General features: G+C 43.6%; 13 protein-coding genes and 1 pseudogene. 5 read left to right on the top strand and 9 right to left on the bottom strand.

Annotation, left to right across the window (positions count from 1 at the left end; all coding sequences use genetic code 11):
- Positions 1-2 precede the first annotated feature (2 nt).
- Positions 3-1,061, top strand: coding sequence for a GDSL-type esterase/lipase family protein (locus F6K53_RS23170; protein ID WP_293082322.1), 1,059 nt, complete (start codon positions 3-5; stop codon positions 1,059-1,061).
- On the opposite strand, the gene F6K53_RS23175 is transcribed toward F6K53_RS23170, so the two are convergent.
- The 3 genes from F6K53_RS23175 to F6K53_RS23185 all read right to left on the bottom strand — a co-directional run bounded on the left by F6K53_RS23175 (position 1,053) and on the right by F6K53_RS23185 (position 3,444).
- Complete coding sequence (locus tag F6K53_RS23175; protein ID WP_293023456.1) at positions 1,053-1,286, bottom strand: hypothetical protein; 234 nt, start codon at positions 1,284-1,286, stop codon at positions 1,053-1,055. The two genes, F6K53_RS23170 and F6K53_RS23175, sit on opposite strands and share 9 nt — an antisense overlap.
- Before the next feature lie 369 nt (positions 1,287-1,655).
- On the bottom strand, positions 1,656-2,639 hold the full coding sequence (locus F6K53_RS23180) for a Gfo/Idh/MocA family oxidoreductase (RefSeq protein ID WP_293082325.1): 984 nt from the start codon (positions 2,637-2,639) through the stop codon (positions 1,656-1,658).
- Positions 2,640-2,862: 223 nt separating this feature from the next.
- A complete protein-coding gene (locus F6K53_RS23185) occupies positions 2,863-3,444 on the bottom strand; it encodes a DUF1997 domain-containing protein (protein WP_293082327.1) in 582 nt (193 codons plus the stop codon).
- Positions 3,445-3,639: 195 nt separating this feature from the next.
- Between F6K53_RS23185 and F6K53_RS45995 the strand changes: the two are divergent.
- Both F6K53_RS45995 and F6K53_RS23190 read left to right on the top strand, forming a co-directional pair.
- Positions 3,640-3,711, top strand: a pseudogene (locus tag F6K53_RS45995) (calcium-binding protein); the annotation flags it as partial.
- A 6-nt stretch (positions 3,712-3,717) separates the two neighbouring features.
- Positions 3,718-3,966 carry a hypothetical protein gene (locus F6K53_RS23190; protein WP_293082330.1) on the top strand — a complete coding sequence of 83 codons (249 nt, stop codon included), beginning with the start codon at positions 3,718-3,720 and terminating at the stop codon, positions 3,964-3,966.
- A gap of 153 nt (positions 3,967-4,119) precedes the next feature.
- On the opposite strand, the gene F6K53_RS23195 is transcribed toward F6K53_RS23190, so the two are convergent.
- From F6K53_RS23195 to infC, 5 genes are all read right to left on the bottom strand, one after another.
- Positions 4,120-4,776, bottom strand: coding sequence for a hypothetical protein (locus tag F6K53_RS23195; protein WP_293082332.1), 657 nt, complete (start codon positions 4,774-4,776; stop codon positions 4,120-4,122).
- 149 nt (positions 4,777-4,925) lie between these two features.
- Positions 4,926-8,882 carry a DNA polymerase III subunit alpha gene (gene dnaE / locus F6K53_RS23200; protein WP_293082333.1) on the bottom strand — a complete coding sequence of 1,319 codons (3,957 nt, stop codon included), beginning with the start codon at positions 8,880-8,882 and terminating at the stop codon, positions 4,926-4,928.
- 108 nt (positions 8,883-8,990) lie between these two features.
- Positions 8,991-9,482 carry a cyclic nucleotide-binding domain-containing protein gene (locus F6K53_RS23205; protein WP_075901067.1) on the bottom strand — a complete coding sequence of 164 codons (492 nt, stop codon included), beginning with the start codon at positions 9,480-9,482 and terminating at the stop codon, positions 8,991-8,993.
- Positions 9,483-9,731: 249 nt separating this feature from the next.
- Positions 9,732-12,725, bottom strand: a complete 2,994-nt coding sequence (locus F6K53_RS23210) for an MFS transporter (RefSeq protein ID WP_293082336.1) — start codon at positions 12,723-12,725, stop codon at positions 9,732-9,734.
- A 200-nt stretch (positions 12,726-12,925) separates the two neighbouring features.
- Positions 12,926-13,456: a translation initiation factor IF-3 gene (infC, locus tag F6K53_RS23215; RefSeq protein WP_075901071.1), complete on the bottom strand. Its 531-nt coding sequence runs from the start codon at positions 13,454-13,456 to the stop codon at positions 12,926-12,928.
- Between the two features lie 216 nt (positions 13,457-13,672).
- Between infC and F6K53_RS23220 the strand changes: the two genes are divergently transcribed.
- Positions 13,673-14,584: an alpha/beta fold hydrolase gene (locus tag F6K53_RS23220; protein WP_075901073.1), complete on the top strand. Its 912-nt coding sequence runs from the start codon at positions 13,673-13,675 to the stop codon at positions 14,582-14,584.
- A gap of 18 nt (positions 14,585-14,602) precedes the next feature.
- Here the strand turns inward: F6K53_RS23220 and F6K53_RS23225 are convergent, their stop codons facing one another.
- Positions 14,603-14,944: a BON domain-containing protein gene (locus tag F6K53_RS23225; RefSeq protein ID WP_293082337.1), complete on the bottom strand. Its 342-nt coding sequence runs from the start codon at positions 14,942-14,944 to the stop codon at positions 14,603-14,605.
- Positions 14,945-15,570: 626 nt separating this feature from the next.
- Here F6K53_RS23225 and ilvN point away from each other — a divergent pair.
- Positions 15,571-16,089 carry an acetolactate synthase small subunit gene (ilvN, locus tag F6K53_RS23230; protein WP_293037858.1) on the top strand — a complete coding sequence of 173 codons (519 nt, stop codon included), beginning with the start codon at positions 15,571-15,573 and terminating at the stop codon, positions 16,087-16,089.
- Positions 16,090-16,097: the final 8 nt, after the last annotated feature.

Here is a 16,097-nt window from a genome sequence, read left to right on the forward strand (position 1 = left end):
TTATGACCAATCTATATCTGTTAACAACAACTCTACTCACTGGAGGAGCAATGTCTGCTCCACCACCACCACCCCTACCTGCCAATCCCTCAGATAGCCTCTCAAGCCTGTTAGTTTCAACAGCTAATAAAGCATTGCAGGCTGGGGTTAGTCATAAGATTGTCCCTACTGTAGAAACCACTGTAGAAAACTCCTCTCCTCAATTTAGTAGTCAATGGCAGAAACGTAGACCTGCTAAATTATTAAAGTATCAGCAAATAAAATATCAGCAACGTTTACCCAACTATCGACCTGCTACTCCTTCACCAAAGTCGGGAACGGAACTATATTACCAACGATTAGCTGCCCTCAGAGCTGGCAAACTTTATACTCGCTTACCTGCCCATAGTTTCTCATCGTTTTGGGCAAAGGGATTAAATCACAAAGGAGTGCCTCTCACAAAACCTACCTATCAGCAATGGAAACAACTCTTGGCACAGGAAGCCAGAGCTGTTACCTACGGACAGGGTAACAATCGTCTGTCTATGGTAGTGGGAGATTCCCTAAGTTTGTGGTTACCCGCACAGGGATTACCTAAATATCAACTTTGGCTCAATCAAGGTATTTCTGGTGAGAATACCAGTCAAATTTTGAGTCGATTATCGGCATTTTCCCAGACTCGTCCTGATACAATTTATGTGATGGCAGGTATCAATGATTTGCGTCAGGGGAAAACCGATCAAGTTATTCTCAACAACCTGCGCCAGATTACTCGTCAATTGCGGCAAAATCACCCACAAGCTCAACTGATTATCCAATCGATTTTACCGACACGAGCTACTGCTATTTCTAATCAGCGCATTCGTAATCTTAATCAACAAATTGCTAAGATTGCTCAACAAGAAGGAGCAGCCTATCTCAATCTTCACAAGTTGTTTACTGATAGTAAAGGTCAGATGCAGCACAACTTGACAACCGATGGCATACACTTAACGCCTCTTGGCTATCAGGTTTGGCAAGAGGCGCTACAGTATACAGAATCGTTGATTGCTGCAAATCGAGCTAAGGCTTTATCACTGTGAACGGGATTGTCGGGAAACTAGTTTTTCAAAATTAGCTTGGGTTTGCTGCAATAGTTGCTCTCTACTATCTGCTGCTTTAGTCAGGTTAGGAACTAATTTGCGGGCGTGGAGTGCCATGTGAAACTGAAGCTCCGCGACATAATCGCTAATGCCTTCACAAGCATGATCATTGTGGGGTTGAGTAGAATGCAAATCCAAAGTGTCCTCCTTGTCTAACTTAACCATTAGGTAGTTCGAGAGCGGGAAAGCTGCGTGTCCAATCAGCCCATACGAACCCTGACTCGATGTATGTTACAGAACATATCATGGTATGCCAAGGGCATATCTGATTTTGTAATGAAGTTTAAAATATTTGTTACGATTTATATAGTTTAGGTAATTTATACAAGATTGAGTTAAATTTTATGGTATATATCTTTAGGTGAAAATTATTTCAATTGATAAGTGTAAGCCGTCAGCTTATTTGATTCAAAAGCACCTCAAGTACTGTGGCACAGGCTTCTAGCGGCACAGGCTTCTAGCCTGTGATCTATAAGCTCATAGCTGATCGCTGATTACTTAGCACTACAATAAAGCGATTGGCCGTAGGCCACGCTACGCGATCGCATTACCTGTAGCTGCGGACTGACGTAATCCATCTGCGACCTTGAGAGTATAGCAACTAGCTACGGTCGTTACATACAGGGGTGTTCCTTTAACTAGATGGTCAATGACCATAGCGGTATCTTTAAGAAACAAACCCCGTCGCCCTGCTACTTCAATTGGTTTGCTTTCCTCTGCCTTAATCAGATTACCTTGGTCTCCCTCAAACAGCAGTGTGCCTTGGTCTCCATGGACTTCAAAATTCCGTAACCTCTGCCAGAACATTTCCCCTTTACCATAGGTAATATCTGCGATTAGACCACTAGTAAAGCGCAGTTGGGCATTACATAGACAGGCCGTAAAGTACTGATCACCAGCATCCCAAAACTGGGATTGACAATACACAGAAGCGACTTCACCAAACAAGTCTGTAAAGCGGTGAATGCGAGAAAGAGCACCAATGAAGGGAAAGCCAAATAGTTCCAGATTGTATGTCCAGCTGCGGGGTGCAGGGTGTTTGGGCGAAATAGTTACGTAACGGGCATAAACCGGTTGACCAATTTTGGGCAAGGATTGGCGCAAGGCTTGATGCAAGCCCCCTAAAAGCTCAATATGTTCTACATGGAGGAGCTTACCCTTAGCGTTGGCAAGGGTAATCAGGGATTCGGCATCTTTGGGGTCAAGGGAAAGGGGATATTCAGTGACAACATGTTTCCCAGCATTAAGAGCAGCACGGGCAATTTTGCCATGATCCCGATTAATCGTGCTAATAAATACTAGATCAAGCTCCGGGTGTTCTACCAATTGCTGCCAGGAATCCACCACTGTAGTGCCGTGGGTTTCAGCAAACTCTTGGGTTTTGGCAGGGGTATGACCACAGACAGCCACTAAATGCGATCGCGAATCCGTTTGCAATGTCTGAGCTCGTAGCTTAGCCGCAAACCCAGTACCAACTATACCAGCTTTAATTGGGAGATTAGTAATACTCTTTGTCACAAGGAATTATCAAGGATGAAGGGTTAAGGGTTATTTTGAACATACTCCCTTAAGGAAAGGCAATAGGCAATAGGCATGCTAGCAATAGGGAAAAATTCCCGGAAAACTCCCCATCTCCCCATCTCCCCATCTCCCCATCTCCCCATCTCCCCACACTCCCCATCTCCCCATCTCCCCATCTCCCCATCTCCCCATCTCCCCATCTCCCACACCGATTGCTAGATCAGATGGCGGGAGCTCCTGGTGGTTGGTGCTGAGTATAAATATTGGTTTGGGTGCCATTGCGAGCCCATTGACGATAATCCAATAACAGCTGGTTCATCAATGTTTGCTTAATCCTGACCAAAACGCTTTTGAGCAAACCATTGCCAGTGGTTTCTAAGATTGGCTTGGGAGTAAGGGAAAAAGGTAAGGGCACATCAACCTTGACAGTTAAATCCGCTCTACCGGTGAGCTTAGTCACTCCGTGATCTTCCCAAGGATGCAGTTTTCCGGTTAATTGCAGTGCAAAGCGTTGATTGATGTAGTCCAATCCTATAATTTCACAACCGACAGACCTCAGATGAACAGTAGCGTCAGATTCTGCCCACACTTCTAGATCTACCGTGGGCTGAAATGTCAAGGACATAAAGTGTAATGGATTCATTTTCAGGCGAAAACGCTTCTGAGTCAGTTGTTGGATGCGATTCAGGTCTGCGATCGCATAAACTATCCGTTCCGGCTGACGCAAGTAGTGCTGAATCGGCACAGATTCCTGTGGCACAGTCATTTCCACACACTGGGAAGCAAAAAACTGGGTGGTCATAGAGGAAAAAACACTCAATCGATGTATGGCTTTACTTAATATTAGTTTACAATTCTTCAGTTTTGGTATTATACTTTTCATTTTACCGGAGTATGCTACCCCAGAGAATACTTTTTTTTGTTTTCTAGAGATTTTTCTATCGATTTTTAATCGTCTTTTTCTGCTTCCACGATTCCCTCAACGGTTACTGATACTCTGACCGGTGGGGATAGTAACGATACTATTAACGGTGGGGATGGTAATGATCTAATTGATGGCAAAAATGGCAATGATTTGCTTAACGGCAACGCAGGTAATGATGCGATCGCTGGTGAGCGTGGAGATGATAGACTAATTGGTGGTAGTGGCGATGATAGCCTTTACGGAGAATTGGCTATTACTATCAACCCTAAAAATGATATTATCGCCATTGCATTTTCGTCTTCCTCGACAACAGAAGGTAAAAATTACCTAGATGCGGGAGATGGTGATGATATTCTTGGTGGTGGCGGTAACGATGTGATTTTCAGTATTAATAGTTAGTAGTTATCTAAGCATTCAGCTATCAGCCATCAGCTTTCTGTAATAGAGATTAAACGAATGCTTACCTATGCAAGCTGTTCGCGTTCCCCTAGGGTGCGCCGTTCCCCTAGGGTGCGCCAATGCGCAATGCGCATAAGCTGAATGCTTACATTCTTAGTAACAACTTCTTCCAACTATATTGTTCCCAACAAATGAGCTCTTGTTAGGAAGTTGAGAACCCCAAGAATCACCATCAAAATATTCGACTTTAGTTCTACCATTTAAAGTGTATTCAGCCAAGTTACCATCCCATGTCCAAGAAGAACCCAATTTACTTAAAGCGCTATTAGAAAGTTTGACTGTTGCTATTCGAGAACCGAATCCTGATAGACCAAACTTTTCTACAGCTACGAAAGTTCCTGAGCTATTTACTAACAAAAATGATGCTATTTCTTTTTCCTCATCCCAATCCCATCCGCGAATGCTATCACTATTTGAAATATTAATAGTCGCCAGTTTACGACCGAATTGTCCTGTATTTGGATTAAATTCCTCTACAATTACAACTGATTTACTACCATTGAATATAACGTAACTAGCTAGACGACCTTTGTAACTCCAACCTCTAACTGAATTAGATTGGGAAATTGTCCTGCTACTTGCATCCCCTTGTATATTCCTATAACGAAGCTTGGCAGCCGAACCATTAAACTCAACAGTAGAACATGCCTGATTAGCAAAGGCAGGTTGAGAAGATAAAAGTGTGAGTAAGGATGTAGCCATCAACAAAAACTTGATATTCCATCCATTCTTAACTAATTTCGTTAGCATTTTGATTTCTTAATGTTTAGTTTGTGACATTTCTGCATAAATTATACACAATCCGGGTTGGGTCGAGGTCAAGATGCTGTTGGCGAATTATTTCTTAATATCTGAAAGCGTTATTATGCGGTTATTCCCTTAACAAAACTACAGAAAAATTAACTAGCTTGATCAATTAACCCTAAAGGCAACTCCTCTAACTGTTTCAACTCCAAACCTCCCTCAAATATCTCATCAATCGGCAGCATTTGACCATCAATCGTCATAAACTTATGATCGTTTGTGGCTCGAATCACTGAGCCATCGTCTAGAGTATATTCAAACACCTCTTGCTCTCCCCGGTTATGCCACTGAGCAATAGGTTGGGTATAAACATAGCCATTACTATCAACGCTATAAACAGTACATGGGATACCTTTTTCGACAATCTCACCAATGGCCATCGGACCATACTCTACTGTGATAATCTCCGTATCATAGCTGAGACAATATTCAGCAAATTTAATCATTTGGTCAAATAACTCTTCAGCTATGTCTTGAGTCACGCCATTTTTGGTTGAACCATCGATAAAAATCTCCCGATGCTTCTGCATCTCAGCCACTTTCTTCTTACCCATACAATTGTGAGCAATAAAGTCATTGGCAATAAAGTTATGAGTTTCAGCAATACTTAAATCAAAAACCTCCTCTTGGCCAAGATACTTCAGCTCCACAATCTCATCCCAGAAAACATCTGAATCAGTAATGCCTTGGTGACGTGCTAAACTCGGAGTCGCAACTGTTTTCGTTAATTCCTGTCCACTGTTCCCTGTTCCCCGTTCCCTGTTCCCAACTTCTGAAAGAAGTCTAATGATATTATCAGTTAGCTTACCTTTACTATTCGATAGTTCACGAGTATAGCGAATTGGTAATGCTTTAGCTAAACCGATCGGACTTCCTATGGTAAACTCTTTCAGAGGCTTCCATCCTAGAGTGGTGTAGAAAAGATGATCATCCGTTGCGCGAATGTTGCGGTTAGTTTTGGTAGTAATCTCCCAAACATCACGAATCCCATTAGGATGAATTTCGATAATTGGTCGTTGGGTAATTTTTTGGGTCTTTAAATCCAGAGAAAAAACCTTTCGTCCCAACCAGTAACTAGATTTAGAAGCAATCTCCCTCAGGGAAACTAAACGACCGGTTGCTGGATCCACGATCTCAGTTGATCCACTCAAACACCGCCTCAGTAAATCCGCTTGACCTAGAGAATAACCGGCCAAATCCTGGGCCATCCGCATGATGCTTTCCTGAAAGCAGTTATGAACTACTACGCTATGAGCCAGAAAGTATGGGGAAGATTGTTCCTCCATTTGTAGATCAAAACACTCCTGTTGCCCACTCTCTTCAACAGCGGTAACATAAACTATCCGAACATCCCAAGTCTTGTAATGTGACTCTTTCGGTCTGGCTAGCGTTGCCTGTAGAGTTCCGTAGGGTGCGTTAGGAACGGGCTCGCCCTGATTTTCCGCCTCGTAGCCAGCTTTGTGACAGCCCGTCCCGTAACGCACCACCGGGTCTAGCTGTAACTTCGGTCTAGTAAATGTGGCGTAGGGTGCGTTAGGGACGGGGTCGCCCTGATTTTCCGCCTCGTAGCCAGCTTTGGAACAGCCCGTCCCGTAACGCACCACCGGGTCTAAACTGTTGCTGGCTTCGGGATATTTTTCATAAACTTGAGAAGCCAAACCATTAGCATTCTTGACGACCGGGTTTACTGGTTTCAGCTCATAGGCAAATTTGTCTCCATCTGGTGTTAAAAAGCGATGGTTTTTACTGGAATAGATAACTGTACCACTAGATAACGTAATTTTCAGGATGTCTTTGATACCACTGCGCCATTGCTTAGCTACCCTTGCTTGCCAAACTTGTTTACCATCAGAGGTTAATACTAGGTCGCCAGATTTAATTTCCTCAATGGGCACATAAGAACCATCGGGCTGATCAATTAACGTACCTTTCGGTAAACATAGAATTCCATAAGTCTCCTTTAAAATAGGCTCTAATAGAGGATGTTGATACTCTACTTTTTCCCGACCATGTTTACGATTAATAAACTGAGGAATCAGACCAGCATCTAGAGGACCAGGACGATAAAGAGCTAAAATTGAAGAAATATCTTCAATACTGTCAGGTTTCAGGTCTCGCACTACCTGACGCATTCCCGAAGATTCTAATTGGAATACTCCTTCTAACTGACCTTTTTCTAGGAGCTCGTAAGTTTTTTGAATATCTAGGGGTTTTTTCTTCTGTTCACCCTTGTCTAAAATTTTCTTAGCTTTAATTTCATCTAGGGGAATCTGATCTAAATCGAGTTTAAGATTTTGAGTCTTTTCAACTAACTCTTTGGTTTTCTGAATAGTGGTTAAGTTCTTTAGTCCTAAAAAATCCATTTTCAGGAGTCCCAGAGCTTCCAGGTCTTCCATATAATACTGGGTAATCACTGCACCATCATTATTCAGTTGTAATGGCACAATTTCATCTAACGGATCTGCTGAAATAACCACACCAGCAGCATGGACACCAAAAGTTTTATTTGTCCCTTCTATCCGAATCGCCATATCCACCCAGCGATGAACTTCCGGATCTTGATCGTAAGCCTCTTTAAACTCTGGTGTTGGTGTCTGATCAGAAATCATCACTGAGAGTTTGGCTGGCTTACCTCGCGCTACTGGAATCATCTTAGCCATACGATTAGAGTCTTGGTAAGAAATTCCTAACACTCTCGCTACATCTTTTAATACCGCTTTAGAGGTCATGCGGTTAAATGTAATAATCTGGGCTACTCGGTCTTCACCATAGAGATTGGTGACATATTTAATCACCTCATCCCGTCTTTCAATGCAGAAATCTGTGTCAATATCTGGCATTGATTTCCGCTCTGGATTGAGAAACCGCTCGAACAGTAGCCCATGATGTACGGGGTCAATGTTGGTAATTTCTAGGACATAAGCCACTAGGGAACCTGCTGCGGAACCACGACCGGGACCAACGGGAATATCATTGTCTCTGGCATATTTAATGTAGTCCCAAACCACTAAAAAGTAAGTAGAGAATCCCATCTGCTGGAGCATTTTTAACTCATACTCCAGCCGGGCTTTATACACTGGATCAATTTCACTACGAGAGCGACACTTTAGCCGCTTCATCAGTCCATTCCAGGTAATTTCTTCTAAATAAGTGTCAGGGGTATAATCCTTGGATACCTTGTAGTGTGGGATGCGAGGCTCTCCCATAATATTGTAGTGCTTGACTTTATCTGCTACTTCTAAGGTATTTGCGATCGCATCCTCTATCACCTGGGACGGTAAGTGATCTCGAAACAGCCGTTTCATTTCCTCTGCTGACTTGAGATACTCCGTGCCACTATAGCGCATCCGTTTCTCTTCCGTCACCAGTTTAGCGGTTTGAATACACAGCAAAGCATCATGAGCTTCTACGTCATAGCAGGAGATAAAGTGGGAGTCATTAGTCGCAATAATTTTAATTCCTAATTCACTGGCGATTTTGACAATAGCAACATTAACCACTCGGTCTTCTACAGAGCCGTGGTCTTGAATCTCTAAATAGTAATCATCCCCAAAAACCTCTTGGTACCACTTAGCTACTTTACGGGCTTGATCTAAGTCACCTTTTAGGATAGCTTGGGGAACTTCACCCCCCAAACAAGCACTAGTAACAATTAACCCTTCGTGATATTGCTCCAGTAATTCTTTATTAATACAGGGACGAGCAAAAATTCCTTTTCCTTGCATCCCTTTCAGGTTAGAAATAGTTGTTAGTTTTACTAAATTTTTGTAGCCTTGGGTATCTTTTGCTAAGACGACTTGATGATATTTTCGGTAACGCTTCTTGACCTCAATATCCCCATTAATCACATACATTTCGTTACCGATTATCGGCTTAATGCCCTTTTTTAGGCAAACTTTAATCAGTTCAATAGCACCGTACATCACACCATGATCTGTCAGTGCGATCGCAGGCATTCCCAACTCAACAGCTCGATCCACCAGTGCTGGTAGCTGAGATGCTCCATCCAGTAGGCTATAATCACTGTGAATGTGTAGACCAACAAAAGACATAGTTAATGTTAATTATAAACCGATGTTGCTGATTAAGTTAATGATTAACCGACCTACGAGCCAGGTCTAGTACCAAAAAAACTAGTACCAAAAAAACTAGGACTTATCTTAAGCACGGAAATCAGTTAAACGACTTCCAACCCTTCTCAAATCTGATGGTGGATTTTTCACCTGATTAGTATTCAAATTGCTGTTAAGTTCCCGAATACGGCGGGACAGCATACGAATAATCTTAATTGCAAATTCTGGTGTCTCATCAATGGCATCATAGAGTTGTAGCTGTGTCAACATCAAACAATGGCAAGGTTCGATTGTGGTCACAGAAGCGGAACGAGGTTCTGCATCAAACAAGGACATCTCCCCAAAGCAGGCTCCTTGCTTGAACTGTGCCAAATTCCGCTCACCAATGTGAACTCTTACCAAACCTGAGACTACAATATAAAGTTCCCTACCCTCTTCCCCTTGAGCAAAGATGGTATGGTTAGAAGGAAAGTCTAGCTCGTCCATCACAGAGGCTAGTCGCATCAGAAAATCGTCCCGCAATTCGTGAAAAATAGGGACACCCCTGATAAAAATTAAACGATCAATGCTAGATAACATTGGTTAGTGGTTGGGTTAGCGGTTGGCTGCTAGCGAATAGCCGTCCTGTAGTAAAATACAAGTTTAACCCATACCGCTAATTGTTGATAGTTAATGGTTAACTAGACCTAGACGTGGAATTAAGATTCTACCACTGTACTGTGGTAATTTCAGACATTATTTCACCCCTAGGTCTACTGTCCACAGTCATGAGAGATTAGAGATGATGCCAGCAAAGTGTACAAACAATAGGCAACTATACTGATCAAACTATCCGATAATCTCTTGTGCTTGAGCAGCTACCAAGGGATCTGGGTCATTCCTAAGCACTGGCAACAACTCTGCACAAGCACGAGGTGACATCTCTTTGAGATAAGCCACAACCGCTTCCCGCACAAAACCGGTAGGATGACGTAGGCAACTCATAGCCGCTGCTGGTGCTAGGGAACAGTGTGCTGCTCTGGCCACATGAAAACAACAGGCTAGGGGCCAATCTGACAAGAAATGTCGTAACTCGATTAACCGACGTAAGCGATCGCTTACAGTCATGGGTTTATAAGGCACTAAATCCACTAGGGCAGCTAATTTTTCTTTCAGAGAACGCCGGTCTAAAATTGACAAAAATGCTTTCTTATTAGGAATATCTAGGGTATTATCCAAAATTTCTAACCCTAGGGCAATGTTTGACCGAGAATGGGATGCTAGATTAAACTCAGCTGCTTTGATGGCACTCGATGGATAAAGAAACTTCATGAGTAAGAAACACACATCCACCAGATCTTGTTGAAGATCATTAAGCCCCTGCCGCAGCAAATCTGCCTCCAGTCCAGCTATTTTCTTTGAGGTCAAATCCAGCAGTGCGCCATAAATTTGACCCAAAAACATCAATTCTTGCTCAATTAAGGCTTCTACGACCCTACGCCCTAACTCGTTCATCACCGCTTCAATCCCAACTTCCCCTGGAATCTTCAGCAGGATCGTGAGAATATTACGACGGGTTGTCCCCCAACTACTCATCAACTGTTGTACCAAATGCTTCATAGCTTCAGGAGTACCCTTCTGAGTTATAGCCTGGAGTCTGCCAATCTCACCGAGAGCCATCCAAGCTTGCCGCCTGACTGGGTCTGGCTTGTGAATATCTTCAGACAAAACCCTCAATAAAGGAATGGCTTCATCCCCTTGCTTGACCAACGCCATACGAGCAGCATTGCGGGTAGAGGTGTAGTAGAGTGCCTTGACTAAAGACGGATAGTACTTTTCAAATCTTTTAGCAGCAATCACCTCTAAACAAGCACAGCGTACCTTTAATGACTTATCCCTTAACAGGTCATCAATATAAACCACCAAGGATTCCAAGTAATCCATCTCTGCCAACGCTCGGGTACCCATCAACCGTTCTTGCTCTTTTTTTGAGGTGAGCATCCGCCGCAGGGTTTTGACGGCTTCAAATTTCTCTTTTGGTGTACCCCGACCCATAATTAATGCAGCTGCTGTAGCTCTTACAGTTGGGTCAACAGCCGGTTGTAGATAAGGCTTAATTGTCCGAATATTCAGGTCTTCCTGAGCCAGCCAAAGATAGCGCAATGCTAAGGCCAGGACTTCTACTGGTGGTCTTTGATCAATCAACCCAGACACATCTTTTAGACAATCTGGGTTGGGATAGGGCAACATCACCTCTAAACTCTGGCGCTGCAAATCTGTAGACATTTCTCCCAGCAAGGGAGAAAGAACCTTACTCGCTTTTTCCGGAGCCATTTGATACAACAGTTGAATGTAAGCAGAGCGGTTCTTCGGCTCAGTTTTCAGTCGCTTTACCGCTTCCTCAAAGACGGTCTTAGTATCCAGCAAATTGGTATTGGCAGAACCCAAACGTCCTTGCTCAGCATTGATCAGCAGCAATGAACCATAATTAGCCCGCATCAACCAGGTACTCAGCAGCCATAATAGGGCAAAAATCACTACCATTAGAATAAACACCCAATGCCGCAATGGCTCAAAATTGGGGAAAGCCCAATCCAGCAGCCCAATGGTAGCTAAAATCCCAAGACCAGTAATGCCAGTAGTCATGGGTTTGGCAATCCCTTGTACAGTAGTCTGCACCACAGAGCGTAACCCTGATGGTAAGGCTTGGAAGAGTACCGGTTGAACACTAGCAATTAAAGTAAAGCGCAATAGTTCATCAACGAATCGGAGTAAGACTACACTAATAAATAGCCCTGTTATCCAGCTAGGCAACAACCCAATATTAAAATTTAGCCAACTTGCCATGTTAGCTAGGGTAACTAAGCCAATCACAGATAAAGAACCAGGTAATACCATAGCGCTTAGGAACAGACCAAAGCGATCAATCACCCGACTAGAGATAAACCATTGGGTCACCAGTTCAAAAAGTCCCAAAGTGCCACTGAATATACCCAGAAAACCAGCAATGGCTGAACTATCCAGTTTGTCCTCCAATTGACCCATATACTGAAATTCAATTAGGAGGTACAGGGCTTCCCCTAAGATAAAAAAGGCAAATAAAGGGATGACATACTGTCTGAGGGATTGACTCGGCTGACGCACAGCAAAGTCTGGCTCCATTTCTTCCCACTGTCGTGCTGGGGAGTTAGGAAAGGCTTGCTGGTAGTGCTGACATAGATAAACCAAGATCAGTGCTCCGAGGAGCATCATGCCAGACCCAAAAGCCACCACATTGTTGAGTCCCACTAACAGCAATAATAGAGGTAATGAGAAGCCAGAGAGGACATCAGCTACCAAAAGTCCACTGGAGATGAGGGGATAAGTACGCTTAATTTCCCGAATGTTGAATAATTGATTAGCCGCTACCTGGGAATTAAGGTCATTGAGGATGTACACCGCATCCATCCACAATCGCAATAGAAAGATAGTGACTACAGTAATATAGCCATACTCAATCTCCAAGCCTAGGCGGAACACTAACAAGGGTAAGGCAGCTAGGATTGCGATCGCTACCAAGACTGACCTCAGGGGTAAAATGCTCTGCAACCAGGAGTATAATACTCCCAACCCAGAGCAGATCACGGAACTAGCAATATAAATCACCGGTAACCACTTCGCGCCATATTTCTCTAGAAACAAGGCAATGGCACTGTACTCTAACCAAAGCAGTCCAATGGAAGTGGTGGTATGGAAGGCGAACATCAACAATGTCCGCTCGCCTTCTTCTGGGCGAAGATTCACCCACTCTAGGATTGTTCTAACCCAGTCACCCTTCAGGCGAGTCGGAGATGGCAATTTCATATAGTCCTTCGTCCTTCGTCACTAGTCCTAAGTCACTAGTCCTTGGTATTTTAAGCTGCTTGCTCCGTGCATACGTATTCAGACATGAATTCCAGGCACCTGCACATGTGGCTACCAATGACTAATGACCAATGACTAATGACCAATCACTAATGACCAATCACTAATGACCAATCACTGATGACCAATCACTATAACCACTATTTTTTGGGGGAGAGCAACATCATCATGTTGCGACCTTCCCGCTTAGGGGCTTGCTGGACTTCTGCCAATTCCTGTAAATCATTAGCCATGCGCTCGAGTAGTGCCATAGCTAAATTACTGTGTTGGATTTCTCGACCTCGGAAGGTAATGGTAGCTTTGACCTTATCGCCAGATTTCAGGAAGCGCTCCGCTTGATTGACCCGCACATTGTAGTCATGGTCTTCTATTTTGTAGCGCATCTTCACTTCTTTGACATCAGCCGTGTGCTGCTTCTTCTTGGCTTCACGGGCTTTCTTCTCTTGTTCAAATTTGTACTTGCCATAGTCCATGATGCGACAAACTGGCGGATCTGCCTTGTCACTAACCAGGACAAGATCTAACTCCTTTTCCTCAGCAATCCGCAGGGCATCTTGAGGTGTGATTATACCCAGCTGTGCCCCATCGGTATCAATGGCTCTAATCTTGGGAAACCTAATTCTTTCGTTAATTTGGGGTAGATCGCGTTGGCGTCTTCTATTATCACTCACAGGCGTTTGTTTATTTTCTTAAGTGGATTAATCAAAAAATAGACTTACTACATACACTTGCCATTTTACTAATTCCTTTCTTGTTTCTGTTCAAATTATTAACATCACGTAGGAAACTAAGGCCGATGGAATAGTTATAACTTACTCCTTTGCCTGATAGGGAAGGCATAATGGACTCAAGAAGCTTTGTAAATATTTTTGAAGTTGAGGCAGTTTGTGACCAAATCTTTGCATTGGCAGCAACGAGTTGGTAGTCAAAGGGATTGGGTCTGGCGGGGTTGGCCGATCCGTTATACCTATTTTCGCCCACCCCAACCCCTAACTGTCCAGCCGACAACACCAGTTATTCTGCTTCATGGGTTTGGTGCTTCGGTCGGGCATTGGCGTAATAACCTAGACGTAATCGGTCAACATCATACCGTTTATGCTTTAGATCTGCTGGGTTTTGGGGCATCCCGGAAAGCTGCGGTTGACTACACCATTGACCTTTGGGTAGCTCAGGTTTATGAATTTTGGCAAACATTTATCCAAAAACCCGTAGTGTTAGTAGGTAACTCCATTGGTTCCCTAGTTGGTCTAGGAGCAGCAGCGACCCATCCAGAGATGGTTAAAGGTCTGGTGATGATTAATTTACCAGATTTCCAAGCCCGAGAAGAAGCCATTCCTAGTTGGCTCGGACCGATAGTCTCAACAGTTGAGAATCTAGTGGCATCACCAGTGCTACTCAAAGCCCTATTTTACGTAGTACGACGTCCAACGGTTGTTCGTAAGTGGGCAGGGTTAGCTTATGCTAATCCAGAGGCAGTTACAGATGATTTAGTAGAAATTCTGAGTGTACCTGCCACCGATCCCGGAGCTGCGGCAACCTTTAGTAGACTTTTGAGAGGGATGAGTGCTCCTAACTTTAGTCTACCGGTCAAATCCCTATTACCTACATTAGATATTCCTATGCTATTGATGTGGGGACTAAAAGACCGAATGATTCCCCCCATCTTAGCTCGCAAGTTTGTTAAACTCAATCCTAATTTAGAGCTATTGGAGTTAGATCATGCTGGTCACTGTCCCCACGATGAATGTCCGGAACAGGTGAATCTGATCCTGTTAGAGTGGCTAGGAGCTAAGGTTTGATTATACCCAAAATCCCTATTAGCCGACGCTCACTTGATCAGTGTCAACCTCCGTGCAACCATCTACACCTGAGGCAACATCAACCATCTTATCTAGAACCTCCTGGCTAGCTACTTCTCCTTTCAGCACAACTTTACCGCCAGTTTGAGCAACCCAGAGCCTCTCCTCGTCATCCAGGTCGTTGTCTTGGTCAAAAGCCCAAACAACTCGCTTGGCAAGGCCGCTTTGGTCGTATTCTCCATTTAACCCCAGTCGTTCTGGGGGAATGTCATCTCCTGCTGGTGCATCTTCTGAAGGGGTACTAGCTGCGGCAGCTTCCTCTGGGCTTCCAAATCCAAAAATTCGTTGTAACCAACCCATAAATATTGTGTTTCACTCCAATCAGTTTTTATCGATTTTTATGTTACCGAGGAATTTGGCAATTAGCTGCCTAGTTTCAGAAAAAATATATCTTTAGATACAGCACACTGTTACTAGAGTTCTTGGTTACTCAAAACCTGGATAAAATGGTAGTTGGTTTACCGTTGACCGTTGACGCTTAGCTTCAAAAAACTTAACAGTTAACCGTTGCTCATCCCTTATCCCCCCTTAAAAAAGGGTTAGTAAACAGCTAGAGAAAATGTCGCAGAGTCTCCCAAAAACTCTTATTATTTGTTAGAATTAAATTATGGTAACACCGACAGGGATTATTATGTAACTTAAATTAAAGCCGAAAACCAAGGGTTTAATAGTTGCGCTCTCTATCCCGGTGGAACCAGCTTTTTTGACATTTTTATGGCGCTCGCGGGATATTCCGTCAGAGAAGCGCGGAGATACCCCCTGGATGTGAAAGCATCTTGCATTGGCGGGCAAAAGTCTATCTTGGTAGACTTTGGTAGCTAAAAAGTATCGGGCTAGTCAACACTTAACCACTCAACAGTCTCACCAATAAATCACGTTGATAGCAATTTAGGCAGCACACGCCCCCACCACTCCCAAGTCACACTATGAAACATACCCTTTCCGTTTTAGTTGAAGATGAAGCCGGTGTTCTAACTCGCATTGCTGGTTTATTTGCCCGTAGAGGCTTCAATATCGAAAGTCTTGCCGTTGGACCAACTGAGCAGGTTGGTATATCTCGAATTACGATGGTAGTACCTGGAGATGACAGCAGCATTGAGCAGCTGACTAAGCAACTCTATAAGCTAATTAATGTCCTCAAAGTACAGGATATTACCACAATTCCCTGTGTCGAAAGGGAGTTGATGCTGCTAAAGGTTAACACTACTAGTTCCACCCGCTCCGAGATTATTGAATTAGCCCACGTGTTTCGTGCCCATGTTGTAGATACATCTGAGGAGTCACTAACTCTAGAAGTTGTGGGAGACCCAGGTAAAATGGTAGCACTGACCCAAATGCTGAATAAGTTTGGTATCCGCGAAATTGCCCGGACTGGCAAAATCGCCCTAACCCGAGAATCGGGAGTCAATACTGAATATCTCAAGTCTTTGGAGGCAAAAGTTTAATTAGTCAT

This window comes from Moorena sp. SIO4A1 (assembly GCF_010672065.1).
Taxonomy (GTDB): domain Bacteria; phylum Cyanobacteriota; class Cyanobacteriia; order Cyanobacteriales; family Coleofasciculaceae; genus Moorena.

What these genes read in the sequence shown, in the direction of transcription:
- F6K53_RS23170 (WP_293082322.1), top strand. Translation starts at nt 3, where the DNA reads ATGACCAATCTATATCTGTTAACAACAACTCTACTCACTGGAGGAGCA.
- F6K53_RS23175 (WP_293023456.1), bottom strand. Translation starts at nt 1,286, where the DNA reads ATGGTTAAGTTAGACAAGGAGGACACTTTGGATTTGCATTCTACTCAA.
- F6K53_RS23185 (WP_293082327.1), bottom strand. Translation starts at nt 3,444, where the DNA reads ATGACCACCCAGTTTTTTGCTTCCCAGTGTGTGGAAATGACTGTGCCA.
- F6K53_RS23195 (WP_293082332.1), bottom strand. Translation starts at nt 4,776, where the DNA reads ATGCTAACGAAATTAGTTAAGAATGGATGGAATATCAAGTTTTTGTTG.
- dnaE (WP_293082333.1), bottom strand. Translation starts at nt 8,882, where the DNA reads ATGTCTTTTGTTGGTCTACACATTCACAGTGATTATAGCCTACTGGAT.
- F6K53_RS23205 (WP_075901067.1), bottom strand. Translation starts at nt 9,482, where the DNA reads ATGTTATCTAGCATTGATCGTTTAATTTTTATCAGGGGTGTCCCTATT.
- F6K53_RS23210 (WP_293082336.1), bottom strand. Translation starts at nt 12,725, where the DNA reads ATGAAATTGCCATCTCCGACTCGCCTGAAGGGTGACTGGGTTAGAACA.
- F6K53_RS23225 (WP_293082337.1), bottom strand. Translation starts at nt 14,944, where the DNA reads ATGGGTTGGTTACAACGAATTTTTGGATTTGGAAGCCCAGAGGAAGCT.
- ilvN (WP_293037858.1), top strand. Translation starts at nt 15,571, where the DNA reads ATGAAACATACCCTTTCCGTTTTAGTTGAAGATGAAGCCGGTGTTCTA.